General features: G+C 57.7%; 17 protein-coding genes. 10 read left to right on the top strand and 7 right to left on the bottom strand.

All coding sequences use genetic code 11. The features are described 5' to 3' along the window. Positions 1-27: 27 nt before the first annotated feature. Positions 28-1,104, bottom strand: a complete 1,077-nt coding sequence (locus BLT54_RS02050) for a surface lipoprotein assembly modifier (RefSeq protein WP_074640533.1) — start codon at positions 1,102-1,104, stop codon at positions 28-30. A gap of 89 nt (positions 1,105-1,193) precedes the next feature. Continuing rightward, the gene (locus BLT54_RS02045) at positions 1,194-1,898 is read right to left on the bottom strand and encodes a hypothetical protein (RefSeq protein ID WP_074640532.1); all 705 of its coding nucleotides are present in this window, start codon (positions 1,896-1,898) and stop codon (positions 1,194-1,196) included. A 364-nt stretch (positions 1,899-2,262) separates the two neighbouring features. Here BLT54_RS02045 and tig point away from each other — a divergent pair, with 364 nt between their 5' ends. From tig to BLT54_RS02030, 3 genes are all read left to right on the top strand, one after another. Beyond that, entirely contained in the window at positions 2,263-3,591 is a 1,329-nt protein-coding gene (gene tig / locus BLT54_RS02040) for a trigger factor (protein ID WP_074640530.1), read from the top strand. A 195-nt stretch (positions 3,592-3,786) separates the two neighbouring features. Next, positions 3,787-4,476 carry an aquaporin Z gene (gene aqpZ / locus BLT54_RS02035; RefSeq protein WP_074641441.1) on the top strand — a complete coding sequence of 230 codons (690 nt, stop codon included), beginning with the start codon at positions 3,787-3,789 and terminating at the stop codon, positions 4,474-4,476. Positions 4,477-4,570: 94 nt separating this feature from the next. Continuing rightward, positions 4,571-4,882 (top strand): hypothetical protein, encoded by a 312-nt coding sequence (locus BLT54_RS02030; RefSeq protein WP_074640529.1) that lies wholly within the window; start codon positions 4,571-4,573, stop codon positions 4,880-4,882. Here BLT54_RS02030 and BLT54_RS02025 read toward each other — a convergent pair. From BLT54_RS02025 to rpsF, 4 genes are all read right to left on the bottom strand, one after another. Next, a complete protein-coding gene (locus tag BLT54_RS02025; protein WP_083351647.1) occupies positions 4,879-5,364 on the bottom strand; it encodes a lytic transglycosylase domain-containing protein in 486 nt (161 codons plus the stop codon). The two genes, BLT54_RS02030 and BLT54_RS02025, sit on opposite strands and share 4 nt — an antisense overlap. A 205-nt stretch (positions 5,365-5,569) precedes the next feature. Beyond that, positions 5,570-6,172 (bottom strand): 50S ribosomal protein L9, encoded by a 603-nt coding sequence (rplI, locus tag BLT54_RS02020; protein WP_074640528.1) that lies wholly within the window; start codon positions 6,170-6,172, stop codon positions 5,570-5,572. A gap of 11 nt (positions 6,173-6,183) precedes the next feature. Beyond that, a complete protein-coding gene (rpsR, locus tag BLT54_RS02015; protein ID WP_005852865.1) occupies positions 6,184-6,411 on the bottom strand; it encodes a 30S ribosomal protein S18 in 228 nt (75 codons plus the stop codon). A gap of 21 nt (positions 6,412-6,432) precedes the next feature. Beyond that, positions 6,433-6,789, bottom strand: a complete 357-nt coding sequence (rpsF, locus tag BLT54_RS02010) for a 30S ribosomal protein S6 (RefSeq protein WP_009571394.1) — start codon at positions 6,787-6,789, stop codon at positions 6,433-6,435. A gap of 643 nt (positions 6,790-7,432) precedes the next feature. On the opposite strand from rpsF, the gene BLT54_RS02005 reads away from it, so the two are divergent. The 4 genes from BLT54_RS02005 to BLT54_RS01990 all read left to right on the top strand — a co-directional run bounded on the left by BLT54_RS02005 (position 7,433) and on the right by BLT54_RS01990 (position 10,160). Continuing rightward, complete coding sequence (locus tag BLT54_RS02005; RefSeq protein WP_143026715.1) at positions 7,433-7,717, top strand: hypothetical protein; 285 nt, start codon at positions 7,433-7,435, stop codon at positions 7,715-7,717. Positions 7,718-7,921: 204 nt separating this feature from the next. Next, positions 7,922-8,851: an ACP S-malonyltransferase gene (gene fabD / locus BLT54_RS02000; RefSeq protein ID WP_074641437.1), complete on the top strand. Its 930-nt coding sequence runs from the start codon at positions 7,922-7,924 to the stop codon at positions 8,849-8,851. Between the two features lie 110 nt (positions 8,852-8,961). Continuing rightward, positions 8,962-9,699, top strand: a complete 738-nt coding sequence (gene fabG, locus BLT54_RS01995) for a 3-oxoacyl-[acyl-carrier-protein] reductase (protein ID WP_074640524.1) — start codon at positions 8,962-8,964, stop codon at positions 9,697-9,699. A gap of 227 nt (positions 9,700-9,926) precedes the next feature. Continuing rightward, complete coding sequence (locus tag BLT54_RS01990) at positions 9,927-10,160, top strand: acyl carrier protein (protein WP_009571390.1); 234 nt, start codon at positions 9,927-9,929, stop codon at positions 10,158-10,160. 103 nt (positions 10,161-10,263) lie between these two features. On the opposite strand, the gene BLT54_RS01985 is transcribed toward BLT54_RS01990, so the two are convergent. Beyond that, complete coding sequence (locus BLT54_RS01985; RefSeq protein WP_143026714.1) at positions 10,264-11,439, bottom strand: PilZ domain-containing protein; 1,176 nt, start codon at positions 11,437-11,439, stop codon at positions 10,264-10,266. A 195-nt stretch (positions 11,440-11,634) separates the two neighbouring features. Between BLT54_RS01985 and fabF the strand changes: the two genes are divergently transcribed. The 3 genes from fabF (at position 11,635) to BLT54_RS01965 (ending at position 16,176) form a co-directional block, all read left to right on the top strand. Then, positions 11,635-12,897 (top strand): beta-ketoacyl-ACP synthase II, encoded by a 1,263-nt coding sequence (gene fabF, locus BLT54_RS01980; RefSeq protein WP_074640520.1) that lies wholly within the window; start codon positions 11,635-11,637, stop codon positions 12,895-12,897. Next, positions 12,897-14,063, top strand: a complete 1,167-nt coding sequence (gene mltG, locus BLT54_RS01975; RefSeq protein WP_074640518.1) for an endolytic transglycosylase MltG — start codon at positions 12,897-12,899, stop codon at positions 14,061-14,063. Before fabF ends, mltG begins: the two co-directional genes overlap by 1 nt. Before the next feature lie 700 nt (positions 14,064-14,763). Further along, positions 14,764-16,176, top strand: a complete 1,413-nt coding sequence (locus tag BLT54_RS01965; protein ID WP_083351646.1) for a DNA-packaging protein — start codon at positions 14,764-14,766, stop codon at positions 16,174-16,176. Positions 16,177-16,440 lie beyond the last annotated feature (264 nt).

The raw sequence follows: 16,440 nt of genomic DNA, 5'->3' as shown, positions 1-16,440 counted from the left end.
GGCGTCGCCGGGGGCTTTGTCCCGTGCTTAGAAATCGCGCCGAAACGAGAGGGCGCAATCGACCGCGTTGTAATCATAAAGCGCTACGTTTGAGCCATGATCGCGCAGGGTGCAGGAGAGCATGGGGGAGGTGTCGCGGAGTTTGAGCTTGGCGTGAGACAGGCCCAAACTCACCTCATTGACTTGATCCTCACGGGCATAGGACAGCGCGGTGAACGTGTCATCGTAGGACCGTAACGTGGCGGCAGCACCCAATTCCCAAGACAGGCCAGAGGCGGTGGTGCGGCCATAGCGTGCGCCCAATTTGATCGACCGATAGGACAGGCTTTCACGGGTGAGATCGGCCTGTTCCAGAGTGCCTTGAACGGTGATCTGGGACCTGCGGGACAGCGGATGGGTGACGCTGGCGGACAGCGCCGTGGTGAGGCCATCGCGATAGGCGTAATAAGCCTCATCGGAACTGCGGTCACTGGCGGTGAAAGTGCCACGCAGGGTGTCACCGGAGGCGAGTTTTCGCGCCGCAGACAGGGAGAGACCAAAGGCGGTCCAATCGAGCGACGGGTCTCCATCATGTTCAGAATATTGCGCCATGTCGTGAAACAGGCTGAGCGCGTAAGTGGCCCCGGTGTCGTACCACTCGTGCCCCACCCTCAGGCGTAGAAAGGCCGAAGACAGGTCGCGGTCACTGTAGAGGTTGCCGCCAAGATCCACACCGATCGAGATTTCCCGCCCCGGCTGATAGGCGCGGGCGGCGTTGGTTGAGAGGGTAAGGTTGAGGCCGAACCCACTGTGGTCTTTGTCGCTGTCACCGAGATAATAGGTGTCGCTGTCGGTGTAGAAATAGCTTTGCGAACTGGCGCGCGCGAGGTTGGTCGAGGGGGCAAGGGCGGCGGCGGCACCAAAGGTGAGGGGCTTGCCTTCCCGCAGTTTCGCCAAGGCTTTTTGATAGGTCAGGCTATGGGTCGGGTGATCCGTGTCGGTGAACAACAACCAGCGCAGGCGGTCGTAGGCGTTCTCTTTTTTGCCCGCCCGCGCATCGGCTTGCGCGCGGGCGAGGTTTGCGATCACCTCTTGCGGTTCAAGCGCATGGGCGGGGAGAGTCATAAGGGGGAGGGCAAAAGCCAGCAGGCAAGCGGCAAACCGTCTCGGTCTGCGCGCAAGCCTTGCGTGATATGGCAACAGGCGCATCGCGCTTAATCGCCGCTGCACAGGCTTTCGCAAACGACAAAACCGGTTTCTTTTCCCGGTGCCGCAGGATCGAAATCATACGCATCGGTGAGGTCATAGATTGTGCCTGTGGTGTCCCCGACCACGGTGATGTTGCCGCCAAAATTGCCAATGGCGCCCAATTCGGTGAGCGTCCCATCCGTGACCGTATAGAACGTGCCCGTCATGTCGACGTAGAGATCATATTGGGTGCCATCAACGCGGGTCAAAATCCCATCAAAATGGCTTGTGATACCGTCCCCACTCACGGTGCCCACATAGGTCATCGAGCCGCTGAGGGGTTCGGCGGAACCTTCGGTATGCGCGCCGCTTGCATCATCAAAGGCAATGAAGTTGTTGGTCATGGCGCCAGACACTGTGTCATTGCCGAAATTTGCCGTCATCGACATTTCACCAAGGATCGCGTCGGTGCCGAGCAGGTCATCGGACTGGATGCCGTAAATGCCGCTCATTTCGACCGTGTCACTACGCGCATCGGCGGCGGCGGTGCCCAAAGGAACGGCGGATGCGCGCAAGCCCGCGTCGGCGATTGCGTCATGGGCGGCGTTGTAGGTTTCATAATCACTTTGCGACGTCCCGGAACTGTTGGAGTCTGAATCCCCTCCGGCAGTGCCGCAGGCGGTCAGGCTAAAGACAATCAAAGACAGGCCGGTAAACGTCGAAATATTCATAAAGTTCCCCTGAGGATACGGGTTTTATAGTGGTCTGGTCGACCTTATATGGGTCGACCCTGTGATCCGGGACATTCGGAATCCCGGAGGGTGAAAGCATCCAATGTCAGATGGTTAACCGATGACAGGTCAAGGGTCGATGAAAACTTGTGCCCGAGTGCATGCCAAGGATCATCTTGATCCTCACTGTGACCTTTGTTCCACATCACAAGAGCAGAACCGGCTTTGAGCCTTGGGCGGGGAAGGCTGGTTGCGCCGGATGGTTGGAATCGCCTTGCACGATTGGCATTGACCCCCTAGAAGGGCGTCTGATTTAGTGGTCGCCTTGTTGCGGCCTGAGAGAGACGTAAGAAGGACGCCCAAGATGCAGGTCACCGAGACCCTGAATGAAGGTCTGAAGCGCGGCTATCAGATCACGATCACTGCCGCTGAGCTTGACGCAAAAGTCAACGCAAAGCTCAAAGAATCTCAGCCTGAGATCGAAATGAAGGGCTTCCGTAAGGGCAAAGTCCCGATGGCGCTTTTGAAAAAGCAGTTCGGCCCGCGTGTGCTGGGCGAAGCCATGCAAGACGCTGTTGATGGCGCGATGAACGAGCATTTCGAGGCCTCCGGCGACCGTCCGGCGCTTCAGCCTGACGTGAAAATGGATGCGGGCGAAGAGTGGAAAGAGGGCGACGACGTTGTTGTCACCATGACCTACGAAGCTCTGCCTGTGATCGCCGAGACCGACCTGTCCGGTGTGAAACTTGAGAAACTGGTGGTGAAAGCCTCCGACAAAGAAGTTGACGATGCTTTGGCGAACCTTGCCAAAACCGCCCAGAACTTTGCCTCCAAAGACGGTGCGGCTGAAGATGGCGATCAGGTTGTGATCGACTTCTTGGGCAAAGTCGATGGCGAGCCTTTTGAAGGCGGCGCGGCCGAAGATTATCCGCTCACGCTGGGCTCCGGGTCGTTCATTCCGGGCTTTGAAGAGCAGCTTGTTGGCGTCAAAGCCGGTGATGAGAAAAACGTCGAAGTCACTTTCCCCGAGGAATATGGCGCCGAGAACCTGGCTGGCAAAGCCGCTGTGTTTGAATGCAAAATCAAAGAAGTCAAAGCGCCTGCGGATGCTGAGATTGATGATGAGCTGGCGAAAAAATTCGGTGTGGAAGATCTTGCGACCCTCAAAGGTCAAATTGCTGAGCGTCTTGAGGCCGAATATGCCGGTGCGGCGCGCGCTGTGATGAAACGCGGTCTTTTGGACCAACTCGACAGCCTCGTGTCCTTTGACTTGCCGCCGTCCTTGGTTGAAGCCGAAGCCAAACAGATCGCGCACCAACTGTGGCACGAAGAAAACCCGGACGTGCATGGTCACGATCACCCGCAAATCGACGTGACCGACGAACACACCACGCTGGCCGTACGTCGCGTGCGCTTGGGTCTTTTGTTGGCTGACATCGGTCAGAAACAAGAGCTGCAAGTTTCCGACGCCGAATTCACCCAAGCGGTGATGACGCAGGCCCGTCAGTATCCGGGTCAAGAGCGCCAGTTCTTTGAATTTGTTCAGCAAAACCCGCAGATGCGTCAACAAATCCAAGCGCCTTTGTTCGAGGACAAAGTGGTGGATTGGATCGCTGAGCAAGCTGACGTGACCGAAAAAGAGATCTCGAAAGAAGAGCTCGAAAAGGCTGTTGAAGCTCTCGACGAAGAGTAAGACAGACCACTCGTTTGAATGAACGAGGGACAGATCAAGCCGCTCCAGAAATGGGGCGGCTTTTTTATGCGCGCCCTTTTCGTGGCATGGATGCGCTTAGGTGCCCTAAAGGAATGGCTGCAACATTGGAAATTTTCCCCATGCACGACACCGCGATATTCACATATGCGTGAGCATCACATTTGGAGAAAGACGATGTTGAAGAAACTTATGGCCGAAGGTGTCGGCACGTTTTGGTTGGTCTTTGGCGGCTGCGGCAGTGCGATTTATGCCGCCGGGACGCCGGGCGTTGGGATCGGTTGGCTGGGCGTGGCACTGGCCTTTGGGTTAACGGTTTTGACCATGGCCTATGCGGTCGGGTCGATTTCCGGCGGCCATTTTAACCCGGCCGTCACGCTGGGTCTGGTGGTGGCAGGGCGTCACCCGGCGGGCGAATTGCCGGCCTATTGGGGGGCGCAACTGATGGGGGGTATCCTCGCCGCCGCCGCCCTCTATGTCATTGCCTCCGGCCAGTCCGGGTTTGAGGGCGTGGGCGGTTTTGCCTCCAACGGCTATGGGGCTTTGTCGCCAAACGGCTATGGCATGACGGCGGCTTTGATCATTGAAGCCCTGCTGACGGCAGTGTTTTTGATCCTCATTTTGGGGGCGACCTCGTCGCGCGTACCAGCAGGGTTTGCGCCCATTGCCATCGGGCTTGGCCTGACGTTGATTCACCTGATCTCGATCCCGGTGACCAACACATCGGTGAACCCGGCACGTTCGACCGCAGTTGCGGTTTTTGCGCAGACTGACGCTTTGGGCCAGCTTTGGCTGTTCTGGGTGGCACCTCTTGTGGGGGCTGTGATTGGGGCTGTGATCTGGAAGATCATGTCCACCGAGGATTGAGGCTTATATCCGCGCATGAGAAGGCCGCCCGTTTGACGGGCGGTCTTTTTGTTGGATAAGACCTGACAGGAAACGCAGTGAGGGATGTCAGAGAATGCGCTTTTGGCTTTTATGCATGCTGATGGTGCCGGGGGCGGCACAGGCAATTTCGCCGGAATGGACGGCTGAGAAATGCGTCCGGTTTGAACGGGCATGGGATATGGCGACAGATGGCGAGACGATTGATGGATTAACGCCGGAGTTCATCGCAGCCAACCGTGTATTTCTTGAGGCGGGTTGTGCCATCAGCGGGGCGGTGTGCCCCCGAACGGCGGAAGAGCGAGAGCTTGCAGATGTGCTGTCGCTTATGGCTGTGGCTGAGGGCGCGACGGGGTCGTTCCTGCCATTTCGCTGCGCTGACGATTAACTTCTGAGACCCGTTTCATAAAGCAGGCCCTTTTTCTTGGCCTCGTAGTAATAGCCTTTCGCATACCATTTCATCGCGGTGTCAACGTCGCCATCGGCCACGATATAGGCCCCGCGCAGGTATTTACCGGCGTATTTCAGGTTCACATTCGGGTCCAAAAGCTCGCTTGGCGGGCCGTCATGCCCCATGGTGCGCGCCGTTTGCGGCAGGATTTGCAACAGCCCATAATAGGGTCCGTTGCGCGCCCCTGGGCGATGGGTGGACTCTCGGATGGCCTGACGATGGACCAATTCACGCGGGATTTGGTAGGTGTCGGCCCATTTGTTGATGAGCTGTCGCAGTTCCGGCGTTTCGTTGGGGAAGAGCGGTGGGTTATAGCCACCGCGGCTGATCTCTGGCTCTCGGCGACCGCAGGCGGTGAGCGCGAGGGTTGAAGCGGCCAGAGTGGACAGCATAAAGGCGCGGCGGGTTGGGTGAGGCATGGGAAATCTCCGAAAGGTCTCGGGGACAAAACCACGGGCGCTCCGTTTCGCCAAGACCCGAAGCGCGACGGGCAGGGGGCATCGGCAAGGATACGCTGAGGCGTGACGCCGTGGGCGGCCTCAAGAGGCGGGATCTGGCATGGCAAATCGCCACAAAAAAGCCCCGCCAAATTGGCGGGGCTTTCTGATCACGGATGCAATGAGATTAGGCTTCGTCGGATGCCGGAGCAGAATCGTAATCGTCGTCATTCGCAGCCGAACCCATGTCGTCGAAGAGTTCGGAGATTTCGAATTCAGCCTGAGCTTCGGCTTCTGCGGCGAGTTCCTGAATGGATTTGCCTTCGGCCTGAAGCGTTGCTTCTTCGACAGAGCGCGCCACGTTGAGAACGATGGTGGCGTCAACTTCCGGGTGGAGCAGGACATGCATTTCGTGCAGGCCGAGTTCCTTGATCGGAGCTTTGAGAGCGATCTGTTTGCGATCGACGGTGAAACCAGCGGCTTCGGCAGCGTCTGCGGCGTCACGCGGGGTGACAGACCCGTAGAGCGAACCAGAATCGGAAGCGGACCGAATCACAACAAAGATCTGACCGTCGAGTTTGGCGGCAGCAGCTTCGGCTTCTTTTTTGGTTTCCAGGTTGCGGGCTTCGAGTTGCACTTTCTGAGCTTCAAACGCCTTGATGTTGGCGTCGGAGGCACGGAGCGCTTTCTCTTGCGGCAAAAGGAAGTTGCGCGCGTAACCGTCTTTGACGGAGACGACATCGCCCATTTGACCGAGTTTGGCCACGCGTTCGAGAAGGATAACTTGCATGTGCTTTCTCCTTACTTCACGGCGTAGGGCAGCAGGGCGAGGAAACGGGCGCGTTTGATGGCGCGAGCCAGCTCACGCTGTTTCTTCGCAGAGACTGCGGTGATACGGGAAGGCACGATCTTACCACGCTCAGAGATGTAGCGCTGAAGAAGGCGGGTGTCTTTGTAGTCAATCGCGGGCGCGTTGTCGCCGGAGAACGGGCAGACTTTGCGACGGCGGAAAAATGGTTTAGCGGCCATAGGTTAGGTCCTTTCCTAAGATCAAGGGCGACGCGGGCGGCGCTCTTCGCGCTCGTCACGTTTCTGCATTTGGACGGACGGGCCTTCTTTGTGCTCGTCGACTTTGATGGTGAGAATACGCATCACATCATCATGCAGACGCATCAGGCGTTCCATTTCCTGCACGGCTTCCGACGGGGCGTCGGTGCGCAGGAAGGCGTAGTGGCCTTTGCGGTTTTTGTTGATCTTGTAAGCCATCGTTTTGACGCCCCAGTACTCGTGCTCGACGAGTTTACCGCCGTTGTCGGCGAGGACGGTGCCAAAATGTTCGATGAGACCTTCGGCCTGCGCGTTGGACAGATCCTGACGCGCAATGAAGACATGCTCGTAAAGCGGCATGGAGACTCCAGTTCATAAATCAAGCGCATTTCATAGGGCGGGCATTTTGGCCTTTTCACGGCCCGTCCACGAGAGGCTGCGCGGTTCACATATCGTGTGAAAAGGATGTGTCCTTATACGCATCTTGAGGTTTGGTTCAAGGTCCAAATCGCGAAGAGCGGCACCGCGCCTATGGTTGATGCATGTCTTGGGTCAACGAGCCACAGGGCGCGACGGGCGTTACCCAAAAACGGCCCGCGTTGGTCGTATTCGTACCTTTATTAATCATAACTTAAGGGGCAGGGAAACGGGGTGAGGAAGGCTTTGGGAAGATGGCTTGAGGAGATGGAGATGGCCACATCTCAGCAGAGCGAGATAAGAGACCGAGATAAGAGACAGTGTAAAGGCATCGGGGTAAGGGCATCCGGTCGGCGCGATCTGGCGGGGCCGTGTTGATGCCGTGCCTTTTAAAATTTTATGAAAATATGCGATGATAAAAACGGTAAATCATCCGTCGTTAAAGCACTGTTTTTGGGGGTCATATCCATATTAATGTATTCATTTTAAACACTAAAGTTTATTTTAGGGTCATTAACCAATGCCTGATCTTTTGCTGGATATTGCCCCTACGTCAGGCGTTACTCTGCGGGCAGAGATAAAGGTGATGACCATGTATTTTACACGGATGAAACTGAACCGCGTGGCCGGAAAACCCGATGCCGTATCTGCCGTACCCTATTGGGCCTGGGGGCAGGGCGTTTTCTTTGCGGCGGTCTTTGCCGTTGTGTTGGCTGGCTTTTTGGGCATGGTTGCGGGGGCGAATTTCGATTTTTCTGGCGCGCTTGAAGACCATATCGACGCGATTGAGGCGGGACGCATCCCGTGCCCGATCCATGATGGCATGGTGCATACCTTAGAGGGGCCAAAATATATCAGCGACCCGAGTTGAGCGGGGTGGTCGAGTCGCCGTGTGCCTCAACATTTGACCTGCATTTGACCTACACCCAATCTTGTCTAAGGATTGCGGGCCGATGCCGGTTCGAAATGCGCCCGCCCGGGCTTGCCGCGCGCCTGTTGGGCGGGTAGACCAATGCCCAACTTAAATCCAAATGAAAACAGTCCGCCTTCAGGGCGGCATATGGAGGGGGCGAAGATGACGCGCGCATTCGTGTTTCCGGGGCAAGGGGCTCAGACGATTGGGATGGGCAAGGCTTTGGCCGAGGCATATCCCGCAGCAAAAGCAATTTTTGATGAGGTGGATGAGGCGCTTGGCGAAAAGCTCTCGGCGCTGATTTGGGATGGTGAGATCGAAGCGCTGACTCTGACGCAAAACGCCCAGCCAGCGCTGATGGCCACGTCTTTGGCGGCTCTGCGCGCGCTTGAATCAGAAGGCTATGCGGTGACGGATGCCGCCTTTGTGGCCGGGCATTCGCTGGGCGAATATTCCGCACTGGCCGCGGCTGGATCTTTGAGCATTGGCGACACCGCGCGGCTTTTGCGCATCCGCGGTGAGGCGATGCAAAAGGCTGTGCCCGTCGGCGTGGGCGCAATGGCGGCGCTTTTGGGGCTGGATTTTAAGGCGGTCAAAGAGATCGCCAAAGAGGCCGCCCAAGGGCAGGTCTGTCAGGCGGCCAATGACAATGATCCGGGTCAAGTTGTGGTCTCTGGCCATAAAGAAGCGGTTGAACGCGCGGTTGAGATCGCCAAGGGCAAGGGCGCGAAACGGGCCGTTTTGTTGCCGGTGTCCGCGCCGTTCCATTGTGCTTTGATGAGGCCCGCGGCGGATGTGATGGCCGAAGCCCTTGATAACGTTGATATTCATGTGCCTTCCGTGCCGCTGGTGGCCAATGTGCGCGCTGCTGCCGTGACCGATCCGGCAACGATCCGGTCGCTTTTGGTCGAGCAGGTGACGGGATCTGTGCGCTGGCGTGAGAGCGTGGGCTATATGGCGGCGCAGGGCGTCACCGAGATTTGGGAAATCGGCGCGGGCAAGGCGCTGTCCGGCATGGTGCGGCGGATTGACAAGAGCATCGCTTGCACGGCCATCGGAACACCTGAAGACATCGCGAAACTGAAAGAATAAGGGAAGGGGCGCGGCCCCTCGCCGGACCTTTTTGAAGGCCCGGCTCACCACGGGATATTGCCCGGAATATTGAAAGACAAAAGAAGCAGGACGCTTCGGGAGAGAGTCACATGTTTGATCTGACAGGAAAAAATGCGCTGATCACGGGGGCGTCGGGTGGCATTGGCGGCGCGATTGCCAAGGCGCTTTATGAGGCGGGGGCCACAGTTGCATTGTCTGGCACGCGGGTTGAGCCTTTGGAGGCGCTGGCCGCAGAATTGGGCGCGCGCGCCCATGTGTTGCCCTGCAACCTGTCCGACAAAGAGGCGGTTGAGGCGCTGCCGAAACAGGCGATTGAGGTGATGGGGTCGGTTGATATTTTGGTCAACAACGCCGGCATCACCCGCGACAATCTGTTCATGCGGATGTCGGATGACGAATGGGACAGCGTGTTGAACGTGAACCTGACGTCGACGATGCGGCTGTGCAAAGGCGTGATGCGCACGATGATGAAGGCGCGCTGGGGCCGGATTGTGAATATTTCTTCGATCGTTGGCGCGACGGGCAACCCCGGTCAGGCCAATTATGCGGCCTCGAAAGCGGGCATGGTGGGCATGTCGAAATCGCTGGCCTATGAGGTTGCGACGCGCGGGATCACGGTGAACTGTGTGGCGCCCGGATTTATTGCCACGGCGATGACGGACAAATTGAGCGACGATCAGAAAGGCAAGATCAACGCGCAAATTCCGGCGGCACGGATGGGCACGCCGGAAGAGATTGCGGCGGCTGTGTTGTATTTGGCCTCGCAAGAAGCCGGGTACACCACCGGCACCACGTTGCATGTCAACGGCGGGATGGCGATGCTTTGAGCGTAAAAAAACCTTTTGGCATGTTGGGTCCAACGTGGGGTCACAAACCATTTGCCACGGGGGAGGATTGTGCTATGAGCAGCGAAGATTGGGCCTTGGACGCGAAAGCGACCGTGGTGTATGCCGTAGCGAAGACTTGAGTATCGTTTCGCAATGGACATGTAAGAAGAGCGGCCCGCGGGCCAAAGCTAATGTGGGCACTTCGCCCCAAACTATGAGGAAAGAACATGAGCGACATCGCAGATCGCGTGAAAAAGATCGTTGTCGAGCATCTCGACGTTGAAGAGGACAAAGTGACGGAAACGGCGTCCTTCATCGACGATCTTGGCGCTGACAGCCTCGACACAGTTGAACTGGTTATGGCTTTTGAAGAAGAGTTTGGCATTGAAATCCCGGACGATGCAGCCGAGACCATCCAGACTTTTGGCGACGCGGTGAAGTTCATCACGGAAGCCTCTTAAGCCGGCTTTGAGCCCTGTTTGGGATCGCAATATTTTAAAACGGCGCTGTTTTTCAGCGCCGTTTTTATTTTGGATGAGCGTCCCAAAGGCGAGCGCGATGAGGTCAGGCGGCCAGATCAGGATCTGGTGAGGGGAGATCATCCTGTGTGTCCTCGCCCCAATCGGAGGACAAGAGCGCCTGTTTCAACGCTGCCGCGTCATAGGCGGGCGGGGTAAAATTCTGGCCAAGGGCCTGCGCCTTGGCGCGCTCAGAACTGATTTTTTGGGCAAACGCCCCCAAAAGGTATTTCATCTCCGCCTCGGTGAGCAGTTTGTCAAATTTCACACCGATAAAATAATTGCTGCGCCACATCACGCGGGCTTTGCGCACAACAGGGCCGATGGTGAGTTTGATTTTCTGGCGGTCGCGCAGTTCCAGCGTGGTTTCGAGTTTCGCGCCGATTTGACTCAGATCGAGCGCCTCACCGAAAACCGGCAGGATTCCATCGAAAATCACCACAGGCAGGATGCAGGGATAGCGGGTGGCGCGGCGTTGCACGATGCCATAACGCATCCACGCCCAAGAGGTGATGGCGGAGATGAAGGTGAAAATCCCAAGGGCAAAAGCGGCGTTTCCCGAGGGGCTTAGGGTGACAGGCGCGACGACGGGGGGCGGGGCGGCCGCAGGGCGGAATTCATCGAAATTTTCGGGGTCAAAGGTCAAAGATGTGGGGGGCGCGGGGGCAGGGTCATTATGGGCCACGACATCGGCGATTTCTTTGATGCCCTCGCTCAGGCGTTGCAGCAGTGTCGATTTTCTTTCACCGTCGGATTCGAGAAAATCCGGAGCATCGGGGTCGCATTCGGTTGCGGAGAGGAACTGTGACAAGCTTTGAGATTGCGACGAAAAGCGCGGGTCCGCGCCGTAGCGCTTGGCCATTTCGCCCCAATTGTCACGTTGTAGATCAAGCAAGTGGTGGCGTGAGGTGATGAAATCAAACAGAGCTTGTTCATTGGCGCCTAAGTCCGCTTCGTTGATTTGTTTGAGCAATTTGTCGCGCTCGTACCGGTCCATTTCGGTTCGAAAGATGCGGGCGGCTTGGAGTTCGTCGGCGGTGCCGAGGGATTTGATATAGGTGTTGGCGCTGTCATTGAGCGTATTCAGCCAGCTTTCCAGCCGACAGGACGGGGCGGAAAAGGCGGGTGTGGCGACAAAAAACAGCGAGGCGAGGCCAAAGACCGCCATCCGGGCGAGGCCAGAGCGGAAAATCCAAAAAGTGCGCTTAAGATTAAAGGTCATGAGACGGGGCCACGCGTTTTGGTCCGTGATAACCGAAAAAGCGTCAAAATCTGGTTTACGCAACAGGAGCGCAGCACAGACCAAAGGGGCATGGGGCGATTTTCCGGTTGCGGAAATGCGCCCGAGCACTGTCTCGGACTTCCATCAGCGGAAAAGGCCGTGTATTGAAGGGCTGATCAAAATGAGGGGGCCAGAATGCGCCGAGTAGTTGTCACAGGACTTGGGATGGTTTCGCCGCTGGCGTGCGGTGTTGAGGAAACATGGACGCGCCTGTTGGCGGGGGAATCGGCCGGGGGCACGATTCAGCGGTTTGACGCGAGCCATTTGGCCACCGATTACGCCTGTGAGGTGAAAATCGGCGATGGCACCAACGGGACGTTCAACCCCGAAGATTGGATGTCGAACAAAGAGCGTAAAAAGGTCGATGATTTCATCCTTTTTGGCATCGCGGCGGCCGAACAGGCACTGACCGATGCGGGATGGAAACCAGAAGACGAGGAAGATCGTCTGCGCACGGGTGTGTTGATTGGCTCGGGCATCGGTGGTCTGTCATCAATCGCGGACGCGGCTGTTTTGTTGAAAGAAAAGGGCCCGCGCCGGATTTCTCCGTTCTTTATTCCGGGGTCTTTGATCAACCTGATCTCGGGCCAAGTGTCGATCCGCTACGGCTTTAAAGGGCCGAACCATTCGGTTGTGACGGCCTGTTCGACGGGCGCACATGCGATTGGCGATGCGGCGCGTCTCATTCAGTGGGGCGACGCGGAGGTGATGGTTGCGGGTGGCGCGGAAGCGGCGATTTGCGAATTGGGCATCGCGGGATTTAACGCCTGTAAAGCGCTTTCGACCAAACGCTCCGACGATCCGGCGAAGGCGTCGCGGCCCTATGACGATGACCGTGACGGGTTTGTCATGGGCGAGGGCGCGGGCATTGTGGTGCTCGAAGAATATGAGCACGCCAAAGCGCGCGGCGCGAAGATTTATGCGGAGATCGTCGGCTATGGCCTATCTGGCGATGCCTATCACATCACTGCACCGGCTTCTGACGGCGATGGTGGATTCCGGGCGATGCAAGCGGCGCTGAACCGCGCGGGGATTGAGCCGAAAGACGTGGATTACATCAACGCCCATGGCACATCGACCATGGCGGATACGATTGAATTGGCGGCTGTGGAGCGGCTTTTGGGCGATGCGGCGGCGAAAACCACCATGTCGTCGACAAAATCCTCTATCGGCCACCTTTTGGGGGCTGCGGGGGCGGTTGAGGCGATTTTCTGTGTCCTGGCGATCCGCGATCAGGTGGCCCCGCCAACGATCAACCTTGAAAACCCGGCAGTGGCACCGATTTTGGACTTGGCTCCGAACATGAAACGTGAGCGCGAGATCAATGTGGCGCTGTCCAACTCCTTTGGCTTTGGCGGCACCAATGCGTCACTTGTGTTGAAGAAGGTCACGGATTGATGTGGCGGTCTATCGCCTCGAATGCGCTGACACTTTTGATTGTGGTGCTGATCGCGTTTGCCGGTGTGATTGCATGGGGCAAGCGCGAATATGCGGCGGTTGGTCCGTTGGATCAGGCGGTGTGTTTGCGCGTGCCCTCCGGGTCAACAATGCGCCGGGTGTCGGATGATCTGGCCTCAAAAGGTGCGATTTCATATCCGTCGATTTTCCGCATTGGCGCGGATTATTCTGACAAAGCGCAGCAGTTGAAAGCCGGGTCGTTTTTGGTGCCCGAAGGGGCGTCGATGGCGCAGATCACCGATTTGATCACCCGTGGCGGGGCCTCGACCTGTGGCACGGAAGTGGTGTACCGGATTGGGGTGAACCGGGCGCAGATGCAGGTGCGGCAACTTGATCCGGCGACTTCGGCCTATGTTGAAACGATTGAGTTTTTACCGGGCGAAGAGGGGGTTGAGACACCTGAGGCCTATACCAAGGTGCGCGGCGAGACGGACACGCGGTATCGCGTGTTGGTGGCCGAGGGCACAACGGTTTGGCGCGTGGTGGAGAGCCTGAAACAGGCGGATTTCCTCACAGGCAGCGTTGAGGGCGATGAGATGCCGAAAGAGGGCATGTTGGCACCTGACAGTTATGAGGTGCGTGCCGATTCCGATGTGGATGATCTTATCGCACGCATGCAAGAGGCGCAGCAGATGCGGATTGATACGATCTGGGCGCAGCGTACCGAGGGCTTGCCGTTTGACACGCCGGAAGAGATGCTGACGTTGGCGTCGATCATCGAGAAAGAGACGGGCGTGGCCGAGGAGCGGCGTCAGGTGGCGTCGGTGTTCGAGAACCGTTTGAAACGCGGGATGCGGCTTCAGACCGATCCGACGGTGATTTACGGTGTGACCAATGGCGTGGGTGTTTTGGGCCGGGGCTTGCGGCAGTCTGAGCTGCAATCTGACAGCCCCTATAACACTTATGTGGTCGAGGGCCTGCCGCCGGGTCCGATTGCCAATCCGGGGCTTGCGTCCTTGGAGGCGGCGGTGAACCCGGATACGACACCTTATTTGTTCTTTGTGGCGGATGGCACGGGCGGGCATGCCTTTGCCGAGACTTTGGCCGAACACAATGCCAATGTTGTGAAATGGCGCGAAATCGAGGCACAAAGAGCGAGCCAGTAAGTCATTAAAGCGTTCCGTCATGAACCTGAATCACGGGTTTATGGCGGAACGCGTTAATATAATTTAGAGAAGGGCGCGTTCATCGCGCCTTTTTCGTTTTGAGGGACCGAGAGTGAAAACATTGGCGAGAAGCCGGACGTCGTGAGGATCTTTCATCTTCGCGTATATCTTCGCGTCTATGTGTGCGGTGATGTTTGATTACGCGTTTGTTTTCAGGGGGAAAGGCTTGGGGCGCAAAAGGTTAATGGCGCGGAAATCCGAGAGTTCTCTTGGTTAACTTATTGAAAGTATTAAATAACTTGACGTGAGAACGATTTGATGGCAGCCTTATGGCATGCTAGAAGACGTGGGTGAAGCGGCCAAAGTGGGTGCCTGAGGGGGTGCGCGCGATGGGCCGCTTTTTCTTTGGGGTGATCCCGTGGGACCATCCATATCAAAGCGCTCGCCTCTCTCGTGCGGAGATTCAATGCATGAGAGGCAGATCCTATGAAAATAGAGACTTCATCTGTGGGGGATGACCGCAATCTCGACAGTCTGGTTGAGATCGCAAATGAGAGTGTGGTCCGGGCGATCCGGGCCATTCACGATGCCATTGACGGCGTGCGTGCCGGAGATCCGAAATCGGCGAGCGAGATCGCCAAACATATGGCGGATCTGAACAAAGCGCTGAATATTTCGTTTGAGGAAAGGAAGCGTCTCGATGACCACAAACGCAAAACCGGAGAGCTTGGGGGCGGGGCAATCGACCTTGGGGCAGCCCGATCTCAGATCCTTGATGGCCTGGGTCGCCTCAGAGCCGCGAGAGGTTCAGGACCAATTTCTCAATGATCTCGATGAGGGAGCGCTTTTGGCGCTCCCTTTTTTGTTCGAGGCTTGGGCTTTGGATCACCAATTGCCACCCAAGGGGGATTGGCGCACTTGGGTGATTTTGGGCGGACGCGGCGCGGGCAAGACACGGGCCGGGTCCGAATGGGTGCGCGCGATGGTGGAAGGATCGCGGGCCTGTGATCCGGGGCGGGCCAAACGCGTGGCCTTGGTCGGCGAGACCTATGATCAGGCGCGCGAGGTGATGGTGTTTGGCGACAGCGGCATTTTGGCCTGTAGCCCGCCGGATCGGCGTCCGAAATGGGTGGCAACGCGGCGGACGCTGATTTGGCCGAATGGGGCGGAGGCGACAGTGTTTTCGGGCAATGACCCGGAGGCGTTGCGCGGGCCGCAGTTTGATGCGGCGTGGATTGACGAATTGGCGAAATGGAAAAAGCCGCAAGAGGCATGGGACATGCTGCAGTTCGGCCTGCGGTTGGGCGATGATCCGCGCGCGGTGGTGACAACGACGCCACGCAACATCGCGATTTTGAAAGCGCTGTTGCAGCGGTCCTCGACGGTGTCGACCCATGCGACGACAGAGGCGAATGCGGCCAATTTGGCGGCGTCTTTCCTTGAGGAAGTCAAAACGCGCTATGCGGGGACACGATTGGGGCGGCAGGAATTGGATGGCGTGTTGATCGACGAGGAAGAGGGCGCGCTGTGGTCTTTGGCCAGACTTGAAGAGATGCGGGCGGACGCGTTGCCGGAGTTTGACCGGATCGTCGTGGCGGTGGATCCGCCGGTGACGGGCCATGCGGGATCGGACGAATGCGGGATCGTCGTGGTGGGTGCCGTGACCCAAGGCGCGCCGCAGAATTGGCGGGCCTATGTTTTGGAGGACGCGACGGTGTCGGCGTCGTCTCCGACGGTGTGGGCCAAGGCGGCGATTGATGCGTTGGCGCGCTGGGAGGGCGACAAGATCGTGGCCGAGGTGAACCAAGGCGGCGATTTGGTTGAGACCGTGTTGCGGCAGATTGATCCGATGGTGCCGTATAAATCGGTGCGCGCGACGCGGGGCAAGGCGGCGCGGGCGGAACCTGTGGCGGCTTTGTACGATCAGGGTCGGGTGCGGCATGTCTGGGGCGGGTTGGACGCGCTGGAAGATCAGATGATCAAGATGACCGCGCAAGGGTTTCAAGCGCCGGGCAGCCCGGACCGTTTGGACGCGCTGGTTTGGGCTGTGCATGAGTTGATGATTGTGCCAGCGGCGGGGCATTTGCGGCCACGCATTCGGACGCTTGGTTAAAGCGTCACGCCTTTAACCTGAGACAGGGAAAAGGCGTGACGTTGCCAGACATATCAATGGTGTGGGCGTTCGGCCATAAGCCCGTGAGACAGGTTTATGGCGGAACGCTTTAGGTGTTGCGTTCCAAAGGGAGCAGCGCACGGGCTGCTCAGAACTTCTTTTACCCTGTCGTTTAGAACGTTTTTACCGAAGGCGCAGTGATGGAAACATCAAGGGGGCCAAGGGGCGGGAGAGCCCGCGAGAGGTCTCGGGGAGGCGCGGGCG

Source organism: Celeribacter baekdonensis, from assembly GCF_900102315.1.
Taxonomy (GTDB): Bacteria; Pseudomonadota; Alphaproteobacteria; order Rhodobacterales; family Rhodobacteraceae; genus Celeribacter; species Celeribacter baekdonensis.
The sequence above is the reverse complement of the archived record's forward strand: the minus strand, read 5'-3'. Positions and strand labels throughout refer to the sequence as shown.

Coding starts and splice junctions, on each gene's coding strand:
- BLT54_RS02005 (WP_143026715.1), top strand. CDS start 7,433: ATGACCATGTATTTTACACGGATGAAACTGAACCGCGTGGCCGGAAAA.
- tig (WP_074640530.1), top strand. CDS start 2,263: ATGCAGGTCACCGAGACCCTGAATGAAGGTCTGAAGCGCGGCTATCAG.
- BLT54_RS01985 (WP_143026714.1), bottom strand. CDS start 11,439: ATGACCTTTAATCTTAAGCGCACTTTTTGGATTTTCCGCTCTGGCCTC.
- fabF (WP_074640520.1), top strand. CDS start 11,635: ATGCGCCGAGTAGTTGTCACAGGACTTGGGATGGTTTCGCCGCTGGCG.
- BLT54_RS02045 (WP_074640532.1), bottom strand. CDS start 1,898: ATGAATATTTCGACGTTTACCGGCCTGTCTTTGATTGTCTTTAGCCTG.
- BLT54_RS02050 (WP_074640533.1), bottom strand. CDS start 1,104: ATGACTCTCCCCGCCCATGCGCTTGAACCGCAAGAGGTGATCGCAAAC.
- BLT54_RS02025 (WP_083351647.1), bottom strand. CDS start 5,364: ATGCCTCACCCAACCCGCCGCGCCTTTATGCTGTCCACTCTGGCCGCT.
- BLT54_RS01965 (WP_083351646.1), top strand. CDS start 14,764: ATGACCACAAACGCAAAACCGGAGAGCTTGGGGGCGGGGCAATCGACC.
- fabG (WP_074640524.1), top strand. CDS start 8,962: ATGTTTGATCTGACAGGAAAAAATGCGCTGATCACGGGGGCGTCGGGT.
- rpsF (WP_009571394.1), bottom strand. CDS start 6,789: ATGCCGCTTTACGAGCATGTCTTCATTGCGCGTCAGGATCTGTCCAAC.
- BLT54_RS02030 (WP_074640529.1), top strand. CDS start 4,571: ATGCGCTTTTGGCTTTTATGCATGCTGATGGTGCCGGGGGCGGCACAG.
- fabD (WP_074641437.1), top strand. CDS start 7,922: ATGACGCGCGCATTCGTGTTTCCGGGGCAAGGGGCTCAGACGATTGGG.
- aqpZ (WP_074641441.1), top strand. CDS start 3,787: ATGTTGAAGAAACTTATGGCCGAAGGTGTCGGCACGTTTTGGTTGGTC.
- BLT54_RS01990 (WP_009571390.1), top strand. CDS start 9,927: ATGAGCGACATCGCAGATCGCGTGAAAAAGATCGTTGTCGAGCATCTC.
- mltG (WP_074640518.1), top strand. CDS start 12,897: ATGTGGCGGTCTATCGCCTCGAATGCGCTGACACTTTTGATTGTGGTG.
- rpsR (WP_005852865.1), bottom strand. CDS start 6,411: ATGGCCGCTAAACCATTTTTCCGCCGTCGCAAAGTCTGCCCGTTCTCC.
- rplI (WP_074640528.1), bottom strand. CDS start 6,172: ATGCAAGTTATCCTTCTCGAACGCGTGGCCAAACTCGGTCAAATGGGC.